Annotated in this window: 15 protein-coding genes and 5 pseudogenes; 15 read left to right on the top strand and 5 right to left on the bottom strand. The window is 65.9% G+C overall.

All coding sequences use genetic code 11. The features are described from left to right. From K4S16_RS44050 to K4S16_RS44040, 3 genes are all read left to right on the top strand, one after another. Nucleotides 1–458: dienelactone hydrolase family protein (locus tag K4S16_RS44050; protein ID WP_149265093.1), on the top strand; the 458-nt coding region annotated here is incomplete at its 5' end. A gap of 356 nt (nucleotides 459–814) precedes the next feature. Further along, entirely contained in the window at nucleotides 815–1,309 is a 495-nt protein-coding gene (locus K4S16_RS44045; RefSeq protein WP_149265092.1) for an RNA polymerase sigma factor, read from the top strand. Then, the gene (locus K4S16_RS44040; RefSeq protein ID WP_149265091.1) at nucleotides 1,302–2,120 is read left to right on the top strand and encodes a hypothetical protein; all 819 of its coding nucleotides are present in this window, start codon (nucleotides 1,302–1,304) and stop codon (nucleotides 2,118–2,120) included. Before K4S16_RS44045 ends, K4S16_RS44040 begins: the two co-directional genes overlap by 8 nt. Before the next feature lie 85 nt (nucleotides 2,121–2,205). On the opposite strand, the gene K4S16_RS44035 is transcribed toward K4S16_RS44040, so the two are convergent. Then, on the bottom strand, nucleotides 2,206–3,339 hold the full coding sequence (locus K4S16_RS44035) for an NAD(P)/FAD-dependent oxidoreductase (RefSeq protein ID WP_149265090.1): 1,134 nt from the start codon (nucleotides 3,337–3,339) through the stop codon (nucleotides 2,206–2,208). Between the two features lie 1,384 nt (nucleotides 3,340–4,723). Here K4S16_RS44035 and K4S16_RS46695 point away from each other — a divergent pair. The 6 genes and pseudogenes from K4S16_RS46695 to K4S16_RS46305 all read left to right on the top strand — a co-directional run bounded on the left by K4S16_RS46695 (nucleotide 4,724) and on the right by K4S16_RS46305 (nucleotide 11,407). Beyond that, the gene (locus K4S16_RS46695; RefSeq protein ID WP_149265089.1) at nucleotides 4,724–6,067 is read left to right on the top strand and encodes a site-specific integrase; all 1,344 of its coding nucleotides are present in this window, start codon (nucleotides 4,724–4,726) and stop codon (nucleotides 6,065–6,067) included. Nucleotides 6,068–6,181: 114 nt separating this feature from the next. Further along, a pseudogene (locus K4S16_RS44025) lies at nucleotides 6,182–6,713 on the top strand (transposase family protein); the annotation flags it as partial. Nucleotides 6,714–6,797: 84 nt separating this feature from the next. Continuing rightward, the gene (locus K4S16_RS44020; RefSeq protein ID WP_149265088.1) at nucleotides 6,798–7,388 is read left to right on the top strand and encodes a hypothetical protein; all 591 of its coding nucleotides are present in this window, start codon (nucleotides 6,798–6,800) and stop codon (nucleotides 7,386–7,388) included. Then, complete coding sequence (locus K4S16_RS44015; protein WP_149265087.1) at nucleotides 7,385–9,907, top strand: toll/interleukin-1 receptor domain-containing protein; 2,523 nt, start codon at nucleotides 7,385–7,387, stop codon at nucleotides 9,905–9,907. The genes K4S16_RS44020 and K4S16_RS44015 overlap by 4 nt, the downstream gene beginning before the upstream one ends. A gap of 204 nt (nucleotides 9,908–10,111) precedes the next feature. Then, nucleotides 10,112–11,075 (top strand): annotated as a pseudogene (locus K4S16_RS44010) (IS701 family transposase); the annotation flags it as partial. Nucleotides 11,076–11,104: 29 nt separating this feature from the next. Beyond that, a pseudogene (locus K4S16_RS46305) lies at nucleotides 11,105–11,407 on the top strand (DUF6082 family protein). Between the two features lie 98 nt (nucleotides 11,408–11,505). Here K4S16_RS46305 and K4S16_RS44005 read toward each other — a convergent pair. Further along, on the bottom strand, nucleotides 11,506–11,805 hold the full coding sequence (locus K4S16_RS44005) for a DUF397 domain-containing protein (protein WP_149265094.1): 300 nt from the start codon (nucleotides 11,803–11,805) through the stop codon (nucleotides 11,506–11,508). Next, entirely contained in the window at nucleotides 11,798–12,649 is an 852-nt protein-coding gene (locus K4S16_RS44000; protein WP_149265085.1) for a helix-turn-helix transcriptional regulator, read from the bottom strand. The genes K4S16_RS44005 and K4S16_RS44000 overlap by 8 nt, the downstream gene beginning before the upstream one ends. Between K4S16_RS44000 and K4S16_RS46850 the strand changes: the two genes are divergently transcribed. Continuing rightward, nucleotides 12,648–13,529 carry an ATP-binding protein gene (locus tag K4S16_RS46850; RefSeq protein WP_149265084.1) on the top strand — a complete coding sequence of 294 codons (882 nt, stop codon included), beginning with the start codon at nucleotides 12,648–12,650 and terminating at the stop codon, nucleotides 13,527–13,529. The two genes, K4S16_RS44000 and K4S16_RS46850, sit on opposite strands and share 2 nt — an antisense overlap. A gap of 779 nt (nucleotides 13,530–14,308) precedes the next feature. Here the strand turns inward: K4S16_RS46850 and K4S16_RS43990 are convergent. Further along, a complete protein-coding gene (locus K4S16_RS43990) occupies nucleotides 14,309–15,481 on the bottom strand; it encodes an HNH endonuclease signature motif containing protein (RefSeq protein ID WP_149265083.1) in 1,173 nt (390 codons plus the stop codon). Nucleotides 15,482–15,844: 363 nt separating this feature from the next. On the opposite strand from K4S16_RS43990, the gene mobC reads away from it, so the two are divergent. From mobC to K4S16_RS43965, 4 genes and pseudogenes are all read left to right on the top strand, one after another. Continuing rightward, nucleotides 15,845–16,333, top strand: a complete 489-nt coding sequence (mobC, locus tag K4S16_RS43985) for a plasmid mobilization relaxosome protein MobC (protein ID WP_149265082.1) — start codon at nucleotides 15,845–15,847, stop codon at nucleotides 16,331–16,333. Continuing rightward, on the top strand, nucleotides 16,330–17,874 hold the full coding sequence (locus K4S16_RS43980) for a relaxase/mobilization nuclease domain-containing protein (protein WP_149265081.1): 1,545 nt from the start codon (nucleotides 16,330–16,332) through the stop codon (nucleotides 17,872–17,874). The genes mobC and K4S16_RS43980 overlap by 4 nt, the downstream gene beginning before the upstream one ends. A 227-nt stretch (nucleotides 17,875–18,101) precedes the next feature. Then, nucleotides 18,102–18,671: a hypothetical protein gene (locus K4S16_RS43975; protein ID WP_149265080.1), complete on the top strand. Its 570-nt coding sequence runs from the start codon at nucleotides 18,102–18,104 to the stop codon at nucleotides 18,669–18,671. A 352-nt stretch (nucleotides 18,672–19,023) separates the two neighbouring features. Next, nucleotides 19,024–19,233, top strand: a pseudogene (locus K4S16_RS43965) (transposase family protein); the annotation flags it as partial. 16 nt (nucleotides 19,234–19,249) lie between these two features. On the opposite strand, the gene K4S16_RS43960 reads toward K4S16_RS43965, so the two are convergent. Then, the gene (locus K4S16_RS43960; RefSeq protein ID WP_149265077.1) at nucleotides 19,250–20,452 is read right to left on the bottom strand and encodes an IS110 family transposase; all 1,203 of its coding nucleotides are present in this window, start codon (nucleotides 20,450–20,452) and stop codon (nucleotides 19,250–19,252) included. Between the two features lie 210 nt (nucleotides 20,453–20,662). Between K4S16_RS43960 and K4S16_RS43955 the strand changes: the two are divergent. Next, a pseudogene (locus K4S16_RS43955) lies at nucleotides 20,663–21,231 on the top strand (transposase family protein); the annotation flags it as partial.

Genomic DNA, 21,231 nt, shown 5'->3' with positions numbered 1-21,231 from the left:
TGTTCGACAGCCTCGAGGAGGGCATGGGCTACGCCGAGGCCACCGGATTCGGCACGCTCATCGCGCGCGGAACCGCCGCTGCCGAGCGGTTGCCCGCGGAACTCGTCTACCTCGGGTTCTCTCTCGGTGTCCTGCCGGCGCAGAAGCTGGCCCAGACCCGCCCCGGCGCGAAGGGCGCGCTGCTCCTGGAAGCATGCCTCCCTGTGGCGGAGTTCGGCGGCGCCTGGCCCGACGACGTTCCGGTCCAGATCCACGGCATGGACGGGGATCCGTTCTTCGCGGGGGAGGGCGACCTGGACGCGGCCCGGGCGCTCGTCGACGCGGCGGCGAATGCCGAACTGTTCCTCTACCCCGGCGACAGGCACCTGTTCACCGACAGCAGCCTGCCGTCGCACGACGACCACGCCGCAACGCAGGCCGCCGATCGAGTGCTGGCCTTCCTCGATCGCATCAAATAGCCCGCCATTTCGCCGAGGACCAAGCCCAAAGGCAGCCCGCCCGACTCATCCTCTGTCCCGGCGGACGCGCCGTCCAGCCGTCTTCACCAGCCAAGCGGCCAACCGTCTGGCATCGGCGGCGCCGCCGTGCACGCCGCGGCGTACAGGACCGTCAGCTCGCGCGACCGATCGTCCACAAGTCCCGACGAGTCGTCCGAACAGCAACGCCGAGGCGACCGGCTTCACCGCCCGGCACGCCGAGGGGACCGCCTGAGCCGCGTCCGAGGCGGTGCCAGACGATTACCCGGTTCTTGCCTGCAACCAGCCGGGGGCCGGCCGCGTGTATCTCAAAACGAAGATGGCTGAGAGGGGAGCACGTGGCGGACGAAACGGCCTTCGCCGAGTTCTACCGCGCGACCTATCCCGGGCTCGTCGCCGAGCTGTACGCCTTCACCGGCGGCATGGCCGAGGCGCAGGACGTCGTGCAGGAGGCGTTCACCCGCGCCTGGTCCCGGTGGGGCCGGCTGCAGTCCTACGACCAGCCGCGCGCCTGGGTCGCGAGGGTCGGCTACCGCCTGGCGGTGAGCCGGTGGCGCAGGGCACGCGATTCCGTCGCGATGCTGCGCCGCCACACTCCTCCGCCCGACGGGCCGCCGCCGAGCGAGGCGTCGGTCGCCCTGGTTGCGGCGCTGCGGCGGATCCCGGCGGAGCAGCGGCGCGCGCTTGTGCTTCATCACATGGCCGGCCATCCGGTGGCCGAGATAGCGCGGTCTGAGGGTGTGGCGGAAGGCACGATCAAGGCGCGCCTCTCACGCGGGCGGCAGCGCCTCGCCGAGCTTCTGGACGACAAGGAGGAGATCCCGCATGCCTGACGTCGACAACGCCTTCGACCGGCTGCGCCGGGAGGTCACCGCACACGTCACCGGACCCGAGCCGCGCGAGATCGTGCGCCGCGCCCGACGGCGCAGCAGGAACCGGCTGGCGGCCGCGGCGATCGCGGCGGCCGCCGCGATCGCGGTTCCCGTGTTCGCGATCGACGGCGCGGGCGGCGACCAGAGGACGCTCACCCCGCCTTCCACGACCGCGTCCGCGAAGGCCCATCCCCGCACGCTGCGCCTCGGCGACCTCATCTACGGCACGACCGCGCAGCGGCATCCCGACAAGGGCGACTACAGGAATCTGCGCGACCGATGGACCATAGCGCCCGCCGACGACACCGCCCCGATCTCCGTCCCCGGCTGCCGCGGCCAGTTGGACACGGGCGCTCCCGGCATGGACGGCGTGGTCAAGGTCCTGGACGTCAGCTACAACGGCAATCCGCAGCCCGGCGACGAGGCCACCTCCTCCAGCCGCGGCGAACAGCTGATCGCGTTCTCGGATCCGGGCGCCGCCGCGCGCAAGATGGCCGCCATCATCCAGTACGAGCAGACGTGCCACGGGCAGGGCGCGTCCTTCGCACGCCTGGCGATCGGCGACGAGGCCACCCGCGCGACGGTCGTCCGGCACCAGGCCAGCCCGCCGGTCACGTCGACGGAGAACGCCGTCGTGGTCCGCCAGGGCAGTGTCATCGCCGTCTACTGGGACATGCGGAACAGCGGCCCGAAGCTCACCTCGGTCAGCGACCACCAACGGGACGCGCGCATGATGGCCGACCGCCTGCGCCGTCTCGGGTATGAGAGTTGACCGGTCGGCCGTCACCGAACGGCTCTCCGGGACCAAAGGTTCCGAGCGGTTGAGATCCGCCACGCTCGGCGTCAGCCGGCAGTGGTCATGCTGCTCGGAGGCGGTTGCTGGTGGCTCGCAGGAAGGTCGTCAGGGCCTTCGTCGTCTGCGCGTCGGGTGCCGCTGACATGCCGCGGAGGACGGGTTCGGATTGCAGCATGCTCAGCGGGCCGTCGGCGAATCGGCCGGAGGCCGCGATCGATGAGGCGAGGCGGGCGCGGTGGTGACGCTGCGGGCCGTAATGCGTGAGCCGTCCCTCTCCCTGGGCCAGCAGGCTCAGGAGGAGGGACACGTCCTCCAGCGCCTGATTGGCCCCCTGGGCCATGAATGGGGGCATCCCGTGTATGGCGTCTCCGATCAGTACGCCACGTCCCTTGCCCCAGTGGCGTGGGATGGCGTGCCGGTGGTTCGGGAAGATCTGCACGTCGTCGTCGGTGAGTTCGCTCAGCAGGTCGGGGACCGGCCAGGTCCAGCCGCCGAAGCGCCGGCGAAGTCGGTCGAGGGGGCTTCCGGTGGGGTCTCCGGGCGTCCACGGGACGTCGAAGAACCACCACACGCGGCCATTGCCCGCCGGCCCGAGGCCCGCCTTGCCCTCCCGGCCCGCGAGCAGAAGTGAGCGTCCGCCGAGATCCAGCGTGGAGCGGGTGAGCCCTTGCCAGGTTGCCGTACCGGTCGGCTTCGGGCCACCGGCGCCGAACAGCGCCGTACGGACGCGGGACCACATGCCGTCCGCGCCGATCAGGAGATCCGCGGTATGGACGGCCCCGGATTCGGTCTCGATCCGCACGGTTCGGCCCTGCTGCCGGTACCGCGCGAAGCGTTCCCCAAACTGCACCGTCCCCGAGGAAAGCCCCTGGTGAAGCCGGGTCAGCAGGTCGCCCCTCGGGACGCACAGACAGGGGGCGCCGAGCCGGGCTTCCAGCTTCTCCCCGGGCATGGTCATGACCTGCCGTCCGCGTGCGCTGAGCATCGCGAAACCGGACAGCCGCGTGCCGAGCCCGGCGACGTCCACGCCGAGGTCGCGCAGCACGGTCGTGCCGTTGGGCCACACCATGATCGCGCCGCCCGCGTCCCGGAGACCGTCCGCCCGCTCCAGCACCGTGACCCGGTGCCCGGCGGACAGAAGACCCCGCGCGGCCGCGAGCCCACTGATCCCTGCCCCCACAATGAGAACCCGCATCCCGACCCCTATCCACGACACGGCGTAGTACTACGATTTGTAGAGTAACGATCGGGCCCCTGCAAGACCCAACATTGGACGCGGCGTCAGCACCCCGACCCCTGCCCGCCCGTCGGGCAGGGGTCGGGGCGAAAGCGGTGACCGAGGAGGAGCAGTCGTCGATGAGTTCGTCTCGCCGGTGCTGGGCAGGCGCTCATCCCGGGGGCGGGTCAGCCCCCCAGTCGGGGCGGATTCCGTCCTCCTTGAGGCGATAGATCGCATCTTCTGACAGTGCGCAGCTTTCGAAGGATTCGCCTACGAGGCGATTCCACCGCCAGAGCGAAACTGAATTAGAAGATCGTTGAGAGGTGAATAACTGGATAATCCTCGAGTGTGCCAAAATGCATACACGGATGAAGCGCTTAGTCTTACGCTACCCCCGTCGAGCAACGACAAGGCGAGACGGGGAGAGCAATGGCGCGACGCCTGACCAAAGCCGAAAAGCGACGTAACGCGATCTTGATTTGGTGGGGCGCGGTCATCGTACTCGCGATATCGGCTTGGAAGTCCGGCCGTCCAGAGTTGTGGATCCTGCCGCTACTGACATGGGCCTACTATGAGTTGTGTGCCGTGCCCACACTCTGCGGCGTCGAGACGAGCAGAGGCTTTCCCTGCAGGAATCCCGCGAGCGGGCGGCTAATGGCTTGTACGCACCAGCCCTCCCATGCGGTCTACAAGACCGATGCTCTCCTAAGAATTCTGGGATTTCGCCGCAGCCCCCGGCAGGTGACCGCGCCAGCACCTCGCCCCGGTGCTGAGTCGGCTCCCCACTACAGCGAACCTGCGCCCGGACAGCCGACCATCGAGCGGAAGCAAACGCTCATGACCGCCCTGACGCTAATCGGAACAGCCGCAGGAGTGATCCAGGTGCTCTTGGCCGTCACAATGGCCTGACAGCGTGCCGTTCCGCGCCTTCGACTTTCTCAAAAAAACAGCATCGACCAGGGCCTGCTGCCCTCGTCTCATCGCCTGGCCACACCACGCCACCCTCGTGACCACCGCATCGGGCCGCCACGCCAGACGAAGTGGAATCAGCTCAGTCTTCGTAAGTGGAAGCAACGTCCGTGGATGAAAGACGGGAAAAAAGATTTCGAGGTCGGCTCCTTGTTGGAGAACCGATCTCTGATCTGGCATTTCGCGTCCGGGGCGGCCGGATTTGAACCCACGACCTCTTCATCCCGAACTCCAAATCATGGCCATTTGGGGGTCATGCAGGTAAAGCTGATTCGCGTTAAAATCGCAGGTGGACGGCAGGTTCCGGTGTCAGGCGCTCACGGACGAGGTTGACCGGTTCGCCACCGTCCACGGACAAATCACGGACGGATGATCATGGGGAGATCGCCTCGTGGGATACGCGAAGAAGCGCAAAGGCAACAACGGAAAGTACCGCTACACGGCCTGCTACGTCGACATCAAGGGCCGCCTGCGGTCAGCCGGGACATACTCCAACAAAAGGGAAGCCGACAAGGCATGGCAGCGAGCCGAGGTGGAGGTCTCCAGAGGCCGAACCGGCGATCCAGGCCGCGGAAAGCAGCGGTTCAAGGATTACGTCGAGCAGGTCTGGCTCCCGAACCACGAGGTCGAGGCCACCACCCGTGAGGGCTACACGTACGCGATCTACAAGCACATCATGCCGACGTTCGGCTCGATGCGGATGATCGACATCCTCCCCGAGCACGTCCGCGCGTGGATCACGGCCCTCAAGAACCAGGGCATGAAGCCCGTGACCATCCGCTACAACAAGATCATCCTCAGCGCCATCTTCACCACGGCGATGGACGACCAGGTCACCTTCATCCACCCCTGCCGCGGCGTCCGCACACCCCCGGTCGTCCGCAAGCCCCTCGAGATCATCACGCCCGAGCAGTTCGACGACGTCTACAACGCCCTCCCCGAAGGCACCTTCCGCCTCCTCGCCGAAACCGAGGTCGAGAGCGGCCTCCGCTGGGGCGAACTCAGCGAGCTGCGCGTGAAGGACGTCAACCTCAGAACCCGCATCCTCACGGTCAGCCGCACCGTCGTCGAGCTGAACCCGCAGTTCCACCCGGAAGGCCGCCACTTCCTCGTCAAGGACTACCCGAAGGACAAGGAGTTCCGCCGCTTCAAGCTCAGCACCCAGATCACCGAGAAGCTCGAGGACCACATCCGAACCGCCAACCTGACCCGGGACGACCTCCTCTTCCAGATGCCGCCCCAGGACAAGCCTCGAGCCCGCATCACCGAGATCCCAGACCCCGAGACGCTCGGCCGCACGGAACCCAACGAGAAGGGCCGCACCTACAACCACGGCACGCTCAGCGGCTACACCGCCGGCCGCTGCCGCTGCGACTACTGCCGAGGCGCCTTCTCCCTCTACCGAGCCGCCCGCCGCGCCAAAGGAAAGGACAACCCTCGCCCGCGCCGCGTCCGCGAAACCGACGGCCACATCCCCAACGACTGGTTCCGCCGCAACATCTGGAACCCCGCCCTGGCCGCCGCCGGCCTCGACTTCAAACCCACCATGCGCGACCTGCGCCACGCCCACGCCTCCTGGCTCCTCAACGGCGGCGCCGACCTCCAGGTAGTAAAGGAACGCCTAGGCCACGCCTCCATCGCCACAACCGAGCGCTACCTACACACCCTCCCCGACGCCGACGAAACCGCCCTAGAAGCCCTCGCCAGAACCAGAAGTAGAGCCAGCAACCGATAACCCCGATCGCCGCCACCTCGCTGGAAGGGCCCGGAGAACCTGACCCGTCCTCATTAGCGGGCTCAAATAGGTGGGCCTTCACCTCAACTCCCGAGGTCAACTGAGCTGGGCACGTGGCGCTACGTCAACGAGACCGTCGACCTGCTAGCCGCCCGCGCGCCCGAACTCGGCGCGGTGCTGGCCAAAGCGGTCAAAGCCGGGCTGCCGTACCTGGTGCTGGACGGCACCTTGACCTCGATCGACCGGGTCGCCGCCGACCGGCCCTACCACTCGGGAAAGCATCGCCGTCACGGCATGAACCTTCAGGTCATCGCCGCACCGGACGGGACCTTGCTGTGGGTGTCGGGATCACTGCGCGGCTCGGTCCACGACCTGACAGCGGCCCGGATCTGGGGCGTCATCCGGGCGCTGGCGCGCACATCCTCACGCCCTGCAAGGGACGCGACAAGCCTGAGCCGCAAAAGGCCGCCAACCGTGCACACGCCAAGCTCCGCGGACCGGGTGAACGCGCGAATGCCCAGCTCAAGTCATGGCGAATCCTGCGGAAGCTGCGCCGCTGCCCGGCGCCGGACGCCTCGCCAAAGCCATCCACACCCACCCTGCAACTCCGCGAAACCTCATCAGACTGAAAAGGCTCAATATCTAGGCGTTAGATTGGGCCGCCCCTCCGTGCACCCGTGACTCGTCTATCATCTGACGGATCGACACGTGTCGGGGGATAGGGGGGCGCATGCGGCCGAAGCGGCTGAACGTCAAGATCACCATTCCGCTCCTGGGAGAGATTGGCGGTGAGTGGGAGCCTGATGACGCCGAGCGGAGGGCTGCCTGGGAGCTCTACGTGGAACTGGTGACACGGGTGTCCGTCGTCCCGTTGCGGGAGGACGAGGGGTCGGCGCGTGAAGCGTTGAACTCCATGTACGTCCTCTTCGCGACGGTCCGTGACATCCTCAAACGGTACGGCCCCGAGGTCGCTCCACCCGGAGCGCGCAACGAGGTATCGTTCGGGAATCTCGCCATCACCGTACTTAACAGGGCGGTGCGGCCTGTTCTCAATAAGTGGCATCCGCGGCTCACGGCCTGGGAGAGCTCCGCGCCCGTCGGCTGCTCCACCGTTGAGCATGAGAACACCTGGCAGGAGATCATCGCTCTACGCGCTGATCTCGAGTCGCTGCGTCTGGTTCTCCTGGAACTGGCCCAGGTGTTGGGCAATGTCGCGGGGGCTGCTGATCTGATCGAGACCTCGGAGGTCATCCCTACCCAGGTTTCGCAGGCGTCCGCCTCGTCCCAGCCGCTCGCCCCGAGAGGACCGGTCGTTCCGTGATCAAGGCGTTCTTCTCCTACTCAACGAAGGACGCCGACTTCGTGCGGGAAGTGGCGTCCGAGATCGGTCGGGCCTTCGCCACGGTCGACTACCGGTCATTCCACGCTGGTGGCGATATCCTCGGCTCCATTGACGACGCCCTGAAAGAATCAGCCGCGTTCGTGCTCTTCCTTAGCAAGGCTGCTCTAGCATCCCCCTGGGTGGGACACGAGATCCGTGAGGCAAGATTTCAGGCAGCGATGGGGCGGATCAAAAACGTCTTAGTCGTCCGTCTTGATTCTGCTATCGCGCCCGAGGATCTGCCGGATTGGTTGAACCGCACTAAGCACATCACAACGATCGCAGCGAAGCCTGCTGCACGCAAGATCAGAAACCTCATAGACGATATGGTGCGTCAGGGGCAGAGTCCGCGCTTTGTCGGCCGAGCCACCGAGATCGCTGCACTTCAGGATGTCTATTCCGCACCGGAACCGGGAGCGGAGAGTCAGGTCGCCTGCGTGACAGGACTTCCCCGCATTGGCCGACGCGCTACGTTGGCCAAGATGGTGCGCGAGTCGCTGGACCTGGAAACCCTACTGGTCGTCGACGTGGAGCCCGGCGACACCGTGCAAGCCCTCGCCGCGAAGCTCTCCGCGCTGGTCGATCCTTCGGAGACCCCCGAAGAATCCCTGCAGCGGACCCAAGAGATCACCGCGCTCAGCGATGCTCGAGCCCTTGCCCATGTGCTGGCCAAGTTTCAGGAGATCTGTCAGTACCATCAGATGCCCGTGCTTCATGACGTGGGTGGGCTCCTGGACAACGACGGTGACATAGCACCGTATATCCTTGACCTGATCGAGGCGCTGAGCCAGTATCCGGAGATCGTCACCGCGTTGCTCACGAACAGGCGACCCTCACCGGATCACTTCATCGCACGAGGAATGCGCCCTCTCGGCGTCGTCCATCTTCGGCCCCTGGAAGATGCGGACATTAGCCGACTCATCGGGCTCATGGCGAAAGCACGGCAGATCACCCTGGACCCCGCGACCGTCAGGGAGATCACCACCGCGGTCCGCGGCTATCCGCCCTCGGTCACGTTCGCACTCGAACTGATCATGGCATATGGGCCCGACCTCGGGATTCGTAGCCGACTGCTTTCGGACTTTGGTGCGTCGCCGCTCACCAGTTATCTCAGGCAGAACAAGTTCAGCATCCTGGAGCAGAAGGTACTCCGCGTCATGGCAGCGAATAGCCCGCTGCCGCTGTCCGTCTTGCAAGAGACGACCAGAACCTCGGATGAGGGTATCGACGAAGCCCTGATCCATCTGATTGACGTCTCACTGATTGTTCCCACTGTCGGTGGCTGGTACGAGGTTTCCGGGCCTGCTGTGGACGCCATCCGCCGCGAGTTCGGCGCCTGCAGCAAAGCCGAGTACGGGGCGGTTGCGAGCAAACTTGATGAGTTCCTGGCTCGGTCCGAGGACGGAACGGACTACTTGGCCCTGCAGCGCACACTATTCCGCGCCATGGACATGGCCGGGCAGCAGTCCACCCCTCGTGCCTACGCTCTGCTCACCGACCGAGTAAGGCTGGCCGAGCAGTACTACCACGAGCAGGAGTATCAGCGCGCAGTCGATATGGCGACCGACGCGCTCGACGCCGATCCCGGCATTCACCAGGTCCGGACGACGCTCATCCGCGCGCATGTGAAGCTCAGCGAGTTCGTGGAAGCGGGCGACCATATTGCAGAGCTCATGAAGCGTGGCCAGATACGCGACGCACTCTTCCTCCAGGGTTTTTTGGAGAGGCATAGGGGTGAGCACCGTGAGGCTTTGAAGCACTATCAGAAGGCGCTTGACAGCGGACGTGGTGGCATGGCAATTCATCGTGAGATGGCCGACTGCTATCTTCGCCTTGGCGATCTAACCCGTGCCGAGGAGCACATCTCGCGTGCGGAGGAGAAACAGCCCGATAACCGTTACGTAGTGGACCTAAAAGTCCAGATCGCCTGCAAGTTGGGCGCCCGGGACACGGCACTCTCCCTGCTAGTCCGTCTGGCGGACATTGATCGCCCAGAGATGGTCAGCCACCGTACGTCACGTGTGGAGTATCTCTGCGGCGACATGGAAACCGCCTATGAATTCGCCCAGAAGGCAGTGGAGAAGTCTGACAACGTACGCTTTGAGGTGCTTGCCAACTATGTTCTCTGTGCGCTGCGCACCTCACGAGTCGACGAGGCGAGCACCGCCTTGGATCAACTAGACCGCAAGTTCACCAGGCAGCGCCGTGACATTCGGACCGGCCTCAGGGCCCGACTCTGCATCGCCCAGCAGGACTACCAGACCGCGTATGCATACACAGGGAAATTCATTAGCCCCGGGCGCCCCGTTCACCTACTTATCCGGCGGGACGCCTTGCGAGGAATGCTCGACCGGTCCGCGCTCGCCCCGCAAAGGCGTGCCGATCTAAAGGCGGAGTTGAAGCGCTGCGAGGATGGGCTCGCCGGCCGTGAGGAGGACTTCGACCTCGAATTGGGCTGACGGGTTCGGACTCTAGTTGTAGTGGCACTATCCTTGCTAAGGCTAATACTCCAGCGGTAAGTCGTGATCTTGCTGGTGAGGGTGCTGGAGCATGCAGACGGCCACCGCGCGATCATGGGTGTTTGTGAGGACAACCGAAGATCGCGTGGTGGCCGCTGGACCAGCGTAGACCCTGGCCGGTGGCAGACGATGCTGGAGGATCTGTTGGGCCGGGTGGCCTGCAGGTTCAAGCGGGTGGAGACCCGGCGGCGGTTCCGGGGCCTGCTGGAGGGGCTGCTGGCGGAGTTGCCGCGCAAGAACTGCTGGACGATCGCCGAGCACGCCGGGGACCGCGACCCCTACGGGGTGCAGTATCTGCTGAGCCGGGCGGTGTGGGACGCCGACCAGGTACGTGATGACCTGCGCGGCTATGTCACCGAGCAGCTCGGGGCGGCGGGGGCGGTGTTGGTGGTGGACGAGACCGGCGATCTGAAGAAGGGCACCTGCAGCGCCGGGGTGCAGCGCCAGTACACCGGCACCGCCGGCCGGATCGAGAAAAGCCAGGTCGCGGTGTTCCTCGGCTACGCCACCGATGCCGGGCACGCCTTCATCGACCGGGAGCTGTACCTGCCCCGCATCTGGGCCGGCGACACCGCGCGGCGCCAAGCGGCCGGGGTGCCCGCCGACCGGCACTTCGCCGCCAAGCCCGAGCTGGCCCGCCGCATGCTCGCCCGCGCGCTGGACGCCGGAGTGCAGGCGGGGTGGGCCACCGGTGACGAGGTCTACGGCCAAGGCCCGGACCTGCGCGGTGAGCTGGAACAACGCGGTGTGGGGTATGTGCTGGCGGTCGCCTCCAGCCACCGCGTGACCCTGGGCGTCGGCACCCGCCGCGCCGACCAGGCCGCCGCCGCACTGCCCAAACAGGCCTGGCAGCCCCTGTCGACCGGGACCGGCGCCAAAGGCGAACGCCTCTACCGCTGGGCCCTGGTCGGCATCGACCACCAGCGGCCCGGCTGCCGGTGGCTGCCGGTGGCTGCCGGTCCGCCGCAACCGCCGCACCGGTGAGCTGGCGTTCTACCGCTGCTACGCACCCGCGCCCGTCCCGCTGCAGACCTTGGTCACGGTCGCGGGCCGCCGCTGGACGATCGAGGAATCCTTCCAGGCCGGCAAGGGCCTGTGCGGCCTGGACGGCGCGAGCTGCACACCGACCTGATCAAGATGGCCATCGAGGACAGTGAGCTTCGCTCGGTCTGGCCCGCCCCCGCGCCCGGCGAGGAAACGACCCGCAAGGACCACTACTGCAATCTGATCCTCAACCTCCAGAAGGTCGCTTAAGAGACGCACACGATCGAGCTCCCCGAACTGCGCAACGCCCTGCGGTTCCTCATGACCAGCCCGGACATGCGCGCCTTCTGGTCCCGAAGCCGCCAATCCCGCGTCTCCATTACCGACGGCGACGACGCCGAGGACACCTTCACAGCCGAGGTGGACGCGGCGTACACCGACACCATCACTCCGTAGGGCTCTTCTGCCTGTTCAGGTGACCGCCTACAGGCGTTCCGCCACTCAGCCATCAGAGGGGCGCAGCCTTATGGGGGCGGTACCAGGTGTTGACCAGGTCACCCCTGGTCGAAGGCGCCGGCCTTGATCTGGCGCCGGAGTTCTTGCCATGCCCGACCTTCGAGGACGAGCTTCGGGCCTTCCGGATCCTTGGAGTCCCGCACGGCCGCGTAGCCCCTGACACACGGAAGCACAACGTACTCAGCAGTCGACTGCTGGCTGAGCGCGCTCTTCGTCCAAGAGGCCTGGCGGGAGTCCTGGTCTTCCAGCCCAGGCGCCAAGGTTGTGACTTCCACGCAGTTCTCGCCGCTGGTGCTGTAGGAAGAGCGACGCCATGTGCGGGGGGTGACGCTAGCCATCTCCGGTGATCTCCCTTGCGGCACGTTCGAGGCGCGCCCGTGATTCGTCTGGAGACAATGCCATTTCGGATAGTTCGTCAAAGACCACCCTACGGCGACTGACGTCCTCTTCGGACTCCAGGTAGATGTCGCCGCCCGGAGTCTCCAGGTAGACGATGTCGGGGTCTACGCCTACCTCGAACGTCAGGACGACGAAGTCTCCGTTGAGACCCGGATGCCTGCCACGGTCGAACGGGAGCACCTGGAGGTTCACATGCGGGCGCCGAGCATCGGCGAGTAGCGAATCGAACTGTCCTCGCATCGTCTCGGCGCCGCCCATCCTGCGGTGCAGGATGGCCTCGTCGAGGATGACGTGGAGGTCAGGAGCGCTTGGGCGACTCAGGATTGAGCGCCGGGTCATTCGCGCGGCAACGCGGCGCTCGATGTCCGCGGTGTCCGAGGTGAAGGCCATCACGACTTCGCGGGCGTAGTCGGGCGTCTGGAGCAGTCCCGGAACCACCTGTGGCTGCCACTCGCGAATCTGGGATGCCTCGTCCTCCAGGGACAGATACGTGCCGGTGAAGATGTCGCGGTAGGCGGTCCACCAGCCTCGCTTCCAAGCGTCCTTGGCGAGCTGGAGCAGAGCATCACGCTCGGGGCTGATGACGCCGTAGAGATCCATGATCGCGCTGAGGTCATTGCTGCTGGCCTTGGTGAGGGCCCGCTCGATCCGCATGACCTTCTGACGGCTCCAGCCAAGGCGTTGAGCGACATCCTCCGGACGCAATTGGGCCCGTTCGCGTAGTTCGCGGAGTTCTCTGGCGAGGCGACGGCCACGAACCGTCGGGCTGTGCGGCTGGACCATGAGTGGCAGTGTGCCTTGCCCTCTGCACCCTCGGCGGGGTGGTCAACTCAACTCGTTCACGAATATCTATGAGTTCATTGTGATCATGAACTGTACACAGTCACTATGTCATGGCAGCACGGAGAGCGACTATAGGATCACAGATGGAGAAGGTGGCGGATGGGTCGCGCCAGTGGCCAGGAAGCTCGGCAGAGCTCCAGGTGTACCGAGGTGCGGTGGCTCCGTGTGCCGAGCAGTCTCCGCGTGGCCGGGCTATGGATTGCAGCCCCTTGCCCGGCCACGCGGCCTCACCGACAAAAGGGAGGTACGGATGAGGATAGCTCTGAGGGCCGTGACACCGCCTATCCACCAGAGCACCGAGGGCCCCTCTTGCGCAGCCGGGTCAACTGGCCGTAGTGGGCCGTCCACCAGGCCGATCATTGATGGCGCCCTGGCTATCTCTGATGGGCCGGCGGTGTGCCAGGTCCGCGATGACAAAGTGAGGACCGCTGCAGGCAGAGACGATCTCTTGTGGTGTATTGACGCGCCGGGCGTAACCGACGCGATACCACTTCTACGCCGATGGGTCCGTCTCCTTCTGTCCGCAGAGCCACGGATGGCCGAGGCGTTCGAGTTGATCGTCAGCGAGTACGGCACCAATGCGCTCTGGCACTCGGCGAGTGGCGCGCCTGGTGGCCGGATCAGGGTTGAGCTCCTCGTCGGCAGCCATCAGACGCTCCTTACGGTGCTGGACGACGGCCCTGCCACCACCCGAATGGACGGGAAAGTCGATCCCGCCGAGCACGGACGCGGCTTGCTCCTGGCCGACGCGTACGCCGACGAGACCGGTCAGGATGACCGCGCCGACGGCCACGCCGCCTGGGCTCTGATCAACCACTGAGACCAGGACGCGCGCTGCACCCCCTAGTGCGCGCCCTTCGCCGACCGTCCTGGTCGGCAGTCGTGCGGCCGGTGGCTTGTTCCCCCCGGATTCCACCGGCCGCACGACACCTCATCCAGCCGTACTGGCCATCCAGCACCTGACGAACGCGCTCGCCGCGTTCGCCTTGGAGGTGACGTTGTGTATTTCCCTGAGTACGCCGCCCGTGCTAGCAGCCTCCTTGACCCGGCTACCGCTCCGTGGAGCAATGGGTTGGCACCAGAAATGGATCTTGACCAGGCGGTGGAATCCTTGCGGCGACGCTACCCCGGCCTGTGTATCTACTGGGGCGAGTACACCGGCTCCCTCTGGGCCTTACTGCCTGATCAGTTGGTTGAGGCGAAGAACGCCCATGAACTTGCTCGACGCATCGACCTGCTCCTTGAGCACCCTGCTCGTCGGAGCCTGAGAAACCCCCATAACCAGCCAGAGGTACCACACACTCGGACACCCGAGGGCGCCTGGGGCACGTCGAAGGCGAAGGCGCCTACTGCAGGAGCGCAACTCTGGGTTGCTGATCCGGTGCCGCGCCGCCGGCAGAGCAGTCTCCTTCGCCGGCTGGTCGTCGGTTGCCTCCGAATCTGGCAGGGGCAACCGCAGTTGGCCCCTTCTGCCCGTTGAGCCCCATCGGCAGGCGAAAGTTCGTTGCTCGCGATGATCTGTGGCCACAGGACGCAGGGCCACATGTTCCACATCTGGTTCGACTTGCCGACGATGTGGAACGCTGCCGACGCCTGGACTCAGGCCGGGGACACCCAAGTTGCGTGTCTCGCCCGCGCCTCGGAGAGGAGTATCTCCCTGAGATGCTCGCCCGTCCGACCTCTTGTCTTTACGGCATGGCAATTGGGGCAAAGAGCGATCATCTGAATGGGGTGGTCGCGCCCCCACATGGCACGGTCATGGACGTGGTCTACCTCAAGAAGGGGATCGCCGTTCTTGTTCGTGTCGTTGGGCTGGCCGGTGCACAGTGGGCTCTCGCATTGACCAGCGCTTCGGATCAGCACGGCCTTGACGGCTGCTGAAGAGCGTACGGGTTGCTCCCGAGCTGTTGTCGAGGTCCGATCGTGGTCGCCGCGTTCCTCGGCCGCCTCTATGGCGCGACATAGGCGTAGATAGGTCTCCAGATGGCTCGGTCTCGCAGCTGGGGAAGTAACAGTTCGCTTCGTCTGGCTCAGGCCGACTTCTCGTAGCAAGGCATCGGGAAGGGCGCCCTCGAAGAATCGCTCGCCGAGTGCCGCAACGGCTTCTGTTAGTGCTGATCCGTTAGACGTGATGAGTTCGTAGACCCATGTGTTGAGACCACAGTGAGGATCCTGCTCCTCGAGCCAGGAAATCGGTTTTCCGTGCGCAGCAGGAACAGCTCCAATGTGGCCGTACAATTCCCAGAGGTCCGTGTGAGCCAGGGCAATGATGGGAAATTCGGGGGTGGGCCTTGAGCTGGGCTGTCCGTATTCGCGCATGAGTCCGCGCAGTTCTGCGTGGACGCCTCGCCAGGGCGCAAGGCGCGGACGGCGGTGTACTGCTCGTCCGAATGCCCACAGGAGGGTGATTGGCTGGTGTCGTGCGGGGCCATCGGCGGTGCTGGCGATGCGCAGCGTTTCGAGGATCTCGATCAGGCGTCGCCGAGGGGAGACCGGCTCGTCGTTGACCACATCGAAGCCCAGGCGTCCGAGGAGGCGGACGACGGTCTGCCGCCCGCCGGAGAACTCGTCGGCGGTCAGCGGCCGACCCGTGACGTATCGGTACGCCACGCCCACGATGGCTTTGGAGTCGTAGTAGAGACCGTCGTGGTAGAGGAAGTACTGGCGGGCCGGATCGAAACCGTAGTGGTCAAGGAAACGGCGACGTCCAAGCTCGTCACACTCGGCGATCGCCTTGAGGACGGCCTCGCGTGTGACCACCGATAGATCCATACAGGCATGATATGCCCGATTTGATAAATATGCCCGGTCGGCCCCTTGAGTCTTCCAGGCAGCCGGAATCCCGGGGCGTCTCAGCTCGCGCATCCGGCATGGCCAACTGATGTTGAGGGCTTCCTGTGCGAAGGGGCGATCGTTCCAGACGACGAACACCCGTGGTTGGTTCACTCTTTTGCATTCAAGAGGAGGTAGCCTTTTGATGGTCTGCCCCGGGAGCCGAACTTTCCATAACTCTGCGGCACGCCCCAACCCGCCGCAGCACCAAAGAAGCCTGAAAAGCACGCACTGACAGTCCTACCTTGCAGCGCGTGCTTAGAGGCTGCAAGGTAGGACCGTGTCGCGACACGTTGCGGATTCATGGAAATCCGCCGCACACACTCCTGTGGTGCGGGACCGGGCGCGGTCCAGGACGAGTCGATCGGAGGTGGAGCGACGAGCGACGAACAGGTCAACCAGACACGCAAGCTGCAGCGACGTTCGCAGCTTGGCGGAGGACGCCGACGGGATCGGGAGATGAGGTTCCGAGTCAGCGACCAGGAGTACACAGAAATCTGTGCGGCAGCCCAACGAGCAGGAGCCGCCTACGGAACGTTCATCGTCCACACCGTCCAGGCAGCCACTCGCCAGCACAGATTAGGACACCAGCCGACCGCGGAACTCTGCGAAGAACTGCGCGGCATCGCGCGACAGTTGAACCGAATCGGCGTGAACCTCAATCAGCTGGCGCGCATCGCGAATGCGACGGGACAGGTGTCTGGCGAACTGCCTGCTGCATTGTCGTATCTGGAGAACGTCCTCCGCAGAGTGGACGCTTCCTCCGTTGAGATCGGTCGGCTCCTACGTTGATCGGCAAAGTCACCCGCGGCCAGGGCATCGCAAGGCTGCTGTCCTACCTCTACGGCCCTGGCCGCCGCAACGAGCACATCGATCCCCACATCGTCGCAGGTTTCCGACTCCCCATGGCCCTGGAACCTGGCCTCGACGCGAGAGGCGATCGGGACTTCCGCCACCTGGTCGGTGTCCTGACCTCCCCACTCGACACCCTCCGGCACACACCCCTGGCGTTGCCGATCTGGCAGTGCTCGATCCGAGCGGCCCCAGAGGACCGAACCTTGTCGGACGATGAATGGGCCGACATCGCCGAAGAGGTGATGCACCAGACCGGATTCGCCCCCAGAGGTGACGACCAGGCATGTCGCTGGATCGCAGTACGGCATGCCGACGACCACATCCACCTCGCTGTCGTCCTGGCCCGCGAGGACGGACGCAACCCCAACGTCCACCGCGACTACTACAAGGTCGCCAACGCCTGCCACATCGTCGAGGAACGCTACGGCCTCACCCGAACCGCGCCCGCCGACCGCACAGCCGCACCTCGACCGACCCGAGCCGAGACAGAACTCGCCCATCGCAAGAACTGGCCGGAGCCTCCTCGCACCACCCTTCGCCGGCACGTAGCCACCGCAGCCGCGGGAGCCGAATCCGAGGACGACTTCTTCGCCGCCCTCGAAGATGCTGGGGTGCTGGTGAAGACCCGTGAGAGCGCCCGCACTCCCGGAGAGATCACCGGTTACGCGGTCGCGCTTCCGCACCACACCAACCAAGAAGGCCAACCGGTCTGGTTCTCCGGAGGAAGGCTCGCCGCCAACCTCACCCTCCCCAAGCTCCGCCACCGTTGGTCAGCTTCACACGGAAGTATCCCCTTTGACCGGCGCGCCTTTAGCCGCAGCATCGAGTTGACTCACCAGGAGCGATCTGCGGCCTACCAGCAGGCCGCCCGAGCCGCCGCCACGGCCACCTGGCAGATGCGCCACATCCAGGACCCGGCCGTCTGGGCTGACGTGGCCGCCGCGACCTCCGACGTCCTACACGTGACTGCAGCAATCACCGGCAACAGAGAACTCGCGCGCACTGCGGACTTCTACGACCGCGCAGCTCGCGAACCCTACGGATACCAGCCACCGCCGACGCCCTACGGCGCGAACCTTCGCACGGTTGCCCGAGCCCTGGCTCACTCCGAAATCGGAGGGCGACGCGGTCGCCCTCCGGACCTTGTGAGCGTCCTCTCCCATCTCATCCTGCAACTCGCCGCCCTGATCGAGGCGATCGCAGAGTCCAGGCAGCTCCAGCAACGTGCCGCACAAGCAGCAGCCGCCCGCAAAGCTGCTGCGCAACTCTCCAGACTCGGCCGGCCAGCTCCACGACCGCCGTCCCCGACGTTGCCTCGGATGCCAGCGCACCTCACGGCGGAGCACAACGCTGCGCGACTCGCGGCCGCCGCGTTCCCAGTCCCCCTCAGCAGCCATCTGACAGAGAGCCCGTACCAAACCACCAGAGCCGCACCTGCGCAACCCGGCCCGCACTGCCGCCGTGGCCCATCGCGGTAGCTCGACCAGCGGAACTCCTACGCCACGCCGCGCGGGGTCGTGGCGTAATGATCAGAGCAGCCGCATACTAACAGAGCGCAAACAACGCTAACTGTGCGCAGGCAATGCTCCGGTGCAGTGTTCGGAAGGACGAACCTGCGCCACCTCGTGCCCACCACACAAGAGAGGCGAAGCCATGACCGACCACAAGTTCCACGCGAGACCCGCACATACAAGGACATGCCTACATGACCGACTACACGCCAGCTCCTGGCGCCGCTGGTAACGACGACGAGACCGCTCAGCTAGCGGCCAACCTGTATGAACACGTCCGCCAGCTCAACTACGCCACGGCTGGCCCACCGGGCCTCACCCTCCCGTCCACCGCGTACACCATCCTCGGCAACCTGGGCGCAGCCACCTTCGGCCTCGATCAGCTCCTCAACCAGATCAACCGCTTCTTCCTGCGCGAACTTCAAGCCGACCGTCTCGGCCACGACCACGGCGAAGACCTCACCGACGTCCTGAGCCGCCACGGCCAAGTCCTGGCCGAAGCGAGGCGCCACACCCAAGCCCTCTGCGCGACCCTCAGCGAAGCCCAATCCGCCATCAACGCCGTCCACTCTCGCCCCGCCCGCGGACGCGAGGCGTCCCCGACGACCAGAGGCGAGACATACAAGGACGACGTCGGCGTAGCCGCGGCAGCAACCGACTTCCCCAGACCAATTACCGACCAAACGCTCCTCGCACCGCCTCCGGCCGGCGAACGACACAGTCCCGTCCATTTCCCCCGCCGCACGAACATCCCGGAGGCCTGAGCATGGAACCCATGACCCATGAGGAACTCGCGGCCCTCCCCACCACAACCACCATCGAAACCGCCGCTCGCGCTCTCGGTCTCGGCCGAACCCGCGCCTACCAACTGGCCCGGGAGAACCGCTTCCCCTGCAAGGTCATCCGCGTAGGGACCACCTACCGAGTAGTCACTGCCGACCTCCACCGCTTGCTCACCGTTACTGGGGACCAGCGGGACTGAGCCTTTTTCAGCGGCACCTTCGGAGGCGCTGATCACAGCATGATCGCGGACGGCGTGGGCGGTGCCGGACGTCAAGAAGCCCCTGGTAGGACGGTTGGTCTCTCACAACGTCCCGTCCCCACCAGAGGCCTCACATGCTTTTGTACCGTGCTTCGCTGCCGTTGTCGCGTCAGACCCTGGCCTACGCCACCGGTGTCGTCCGCCGCCACCGCCAGGCCCTCGGCAGCAAGGGCCGGCGCCTACCCCCGGGCATGCAGGCCCTGATGACCCTGGTCTACCTGCGCAAGGGCGAGACCTACGCCGAACTGGGCGCCGGATTCGCCGTCTCCACCACCACCGCGTGGCTGCCTAATGGCTTTGTCAAGCTGCGGCGGGCGTGTAGTCCGGGTTGTAGGGGGTTCGGGTGCGAAGGATGGCGTGCAGGACGTTGACGCGTCGTCGGGCCAGGGCCAGTACGGCTTGCTGGTGGTTCTTGCCCTCGGATCGTTTGCGCCGGTAGAAGTCGGTGCTGGCGGGGTCGTATCCGATGGCGCAGAATGCCGACTGGTAGAAGACCCGTTTGAGGGCGCGGTCGCCAGAGCGGGCTCGTTTCAGGTGGCGGCTCTTGCCGGATTGCTTGAGGACGGGCGCCAGGCCTGCGGCGGCGGCGAGCCGACCGCCGTTGGCGAAGCGGCTGACGTCGCCGGCCACGGCGAGGAACTCTGCGGTCAGGGTCGGGCCCATGCCGGGCAGGCTTGCGACCAGCGTCCCGTCGGGATGGCGGTCGAGAGCCTCCTGGATGCGTTTGTCGAGTGCGGCCAGGCGGTCGCGGGCGAGCAGAGCCTCTGCCGCGGTCTCTTTGACCAGTTCGGCGGTCACTTTCTCGCCGGGCATGCTGACACGCTGTCGTTGTGCGGAGCCCACGGCTGCCTCTGCGGTTTCGATCAGGACCGTGTCCTTGACGTATCGGAGCTTGCGCAGGTGGGCCAGGACGCGTGTCCGCCCGGCGGCTCGGATCTCGGCCGGAGTGACGTAGCGGGTGAGCAGGTGCAGCCAGGTCTTCCCGGTCACCTGGACCTGCCGTTCGAGGCCGGGGTGGATGGAGTTGAGCAGTTCCCGCAGCCGGTTGGCCCGGCGGCTGGCGTCCTCCACCAGTTCAGCTCGTCTCCCGGCCAGCAGCCGGAGCTCGACGTCCTCCTCCCGCATTGCGGTGACCTGACGCAGGTCGTCACGCATCCGCACCTGGTCAGCGATGACCTGGGCATCTTTGGGATCGCTCTTGTGCTCACCGCCGCGGGTTCCCCGACGTGCCCGGTTGACCGCCAGCCCGGGCACGTGGACCACCGCAAGGCCGGCCTCCAGCAGCATTGCCTGCAGCAGCGAGGCGATGCCGCCAAGGATGTCGATGCCCACCAGCGCCGGCCCGTGCTCACCCTCGACATCGTGGACCTCGCCGATCAAAGCGCTGATGTCCTCAGGCGTGTTGTCCACCGGGTGGCTGGACACCGCCTTCCCGCTCTCGGCAATCTTGATCTCGACCCAGTGAGTCTCCTTCGCGACATCGATCCCCACGACCACGCCCACCGGCACGTCCTCTCGTTGATCCGTTGGAAGTGCGGCCTCTCCCCGCCGACTCCGCCCTACATAGCGATCAATCGCAGTGCCTAATCCAGCGGTCAGGAAGAAGCGGAGCGAGGCAGGGGGCACAGCCATGCAAGCCATCCAAGACAGCGTTACGTAAGCCATCCCTGCCTCACCCGCACCACCCGATCATTGGACTCATCGGGCGCATTCACAACGGTAGGGCGCTACGTCAACGAGACCGTCGACCTGCTCGCCGCCCGCGCGCCCAAGCTCGGCGCCGCGCTGGCCAAAGCGGTCAAAGCCGGGCTGCCCTACCTGGTGCTGGACGGCACCTTGGTCTCCATCGACCGGGTCGCCGCCGACCGGCCCTACTACTCGGGAAAGCATCGCCGCCACGGCATGAACCTCCAGGTCATCGCCGCACCGGACGGGACCCTGCTGTGGGTGTCGGGACCGCTGCGCGGCTCGGTCCACGACCTGACCGCGGCCCGGATCTGGGGCGTCATCCGGGCACTGGCGGCCACCGGGCTACTGGTGCTGGCCGACAAGGCCTACCAGGGTGCCGGCGCGCACATCCTCACGCCCTACAAGGGAGGCGACAAGCCCGAACCGCAAAAGGACGCCAACCGCGCACACGCCAAGCTCCGCGGACCCGGGGAACGAGCGAGCGCCCAGCTCAAGTCATGGCGCATCCTGCGGAAGCTGCGCTGCTGCCCCCACCGCGCCGGCCGCCTCGCCAAAGCCATCCACACCCTGCAACTCCGCGAGACCGCATCACG

The sequence above is a fragment of the Actinomadura sp. K4S16 genome (genome assembly GCF_008327685.1).
In the GTDB taxonomy this organism is placed as follows: Bacteria; Actinomycetota; Actinomycetes; order Streptosporangiales; family Streptosporangiaceae; genus Spirillospora.
The sequence above is the reverse complement of the archived record's forward strand: the minus strand, read 5'-3'. Positions and strand labels throughout refer to the sequence as shown.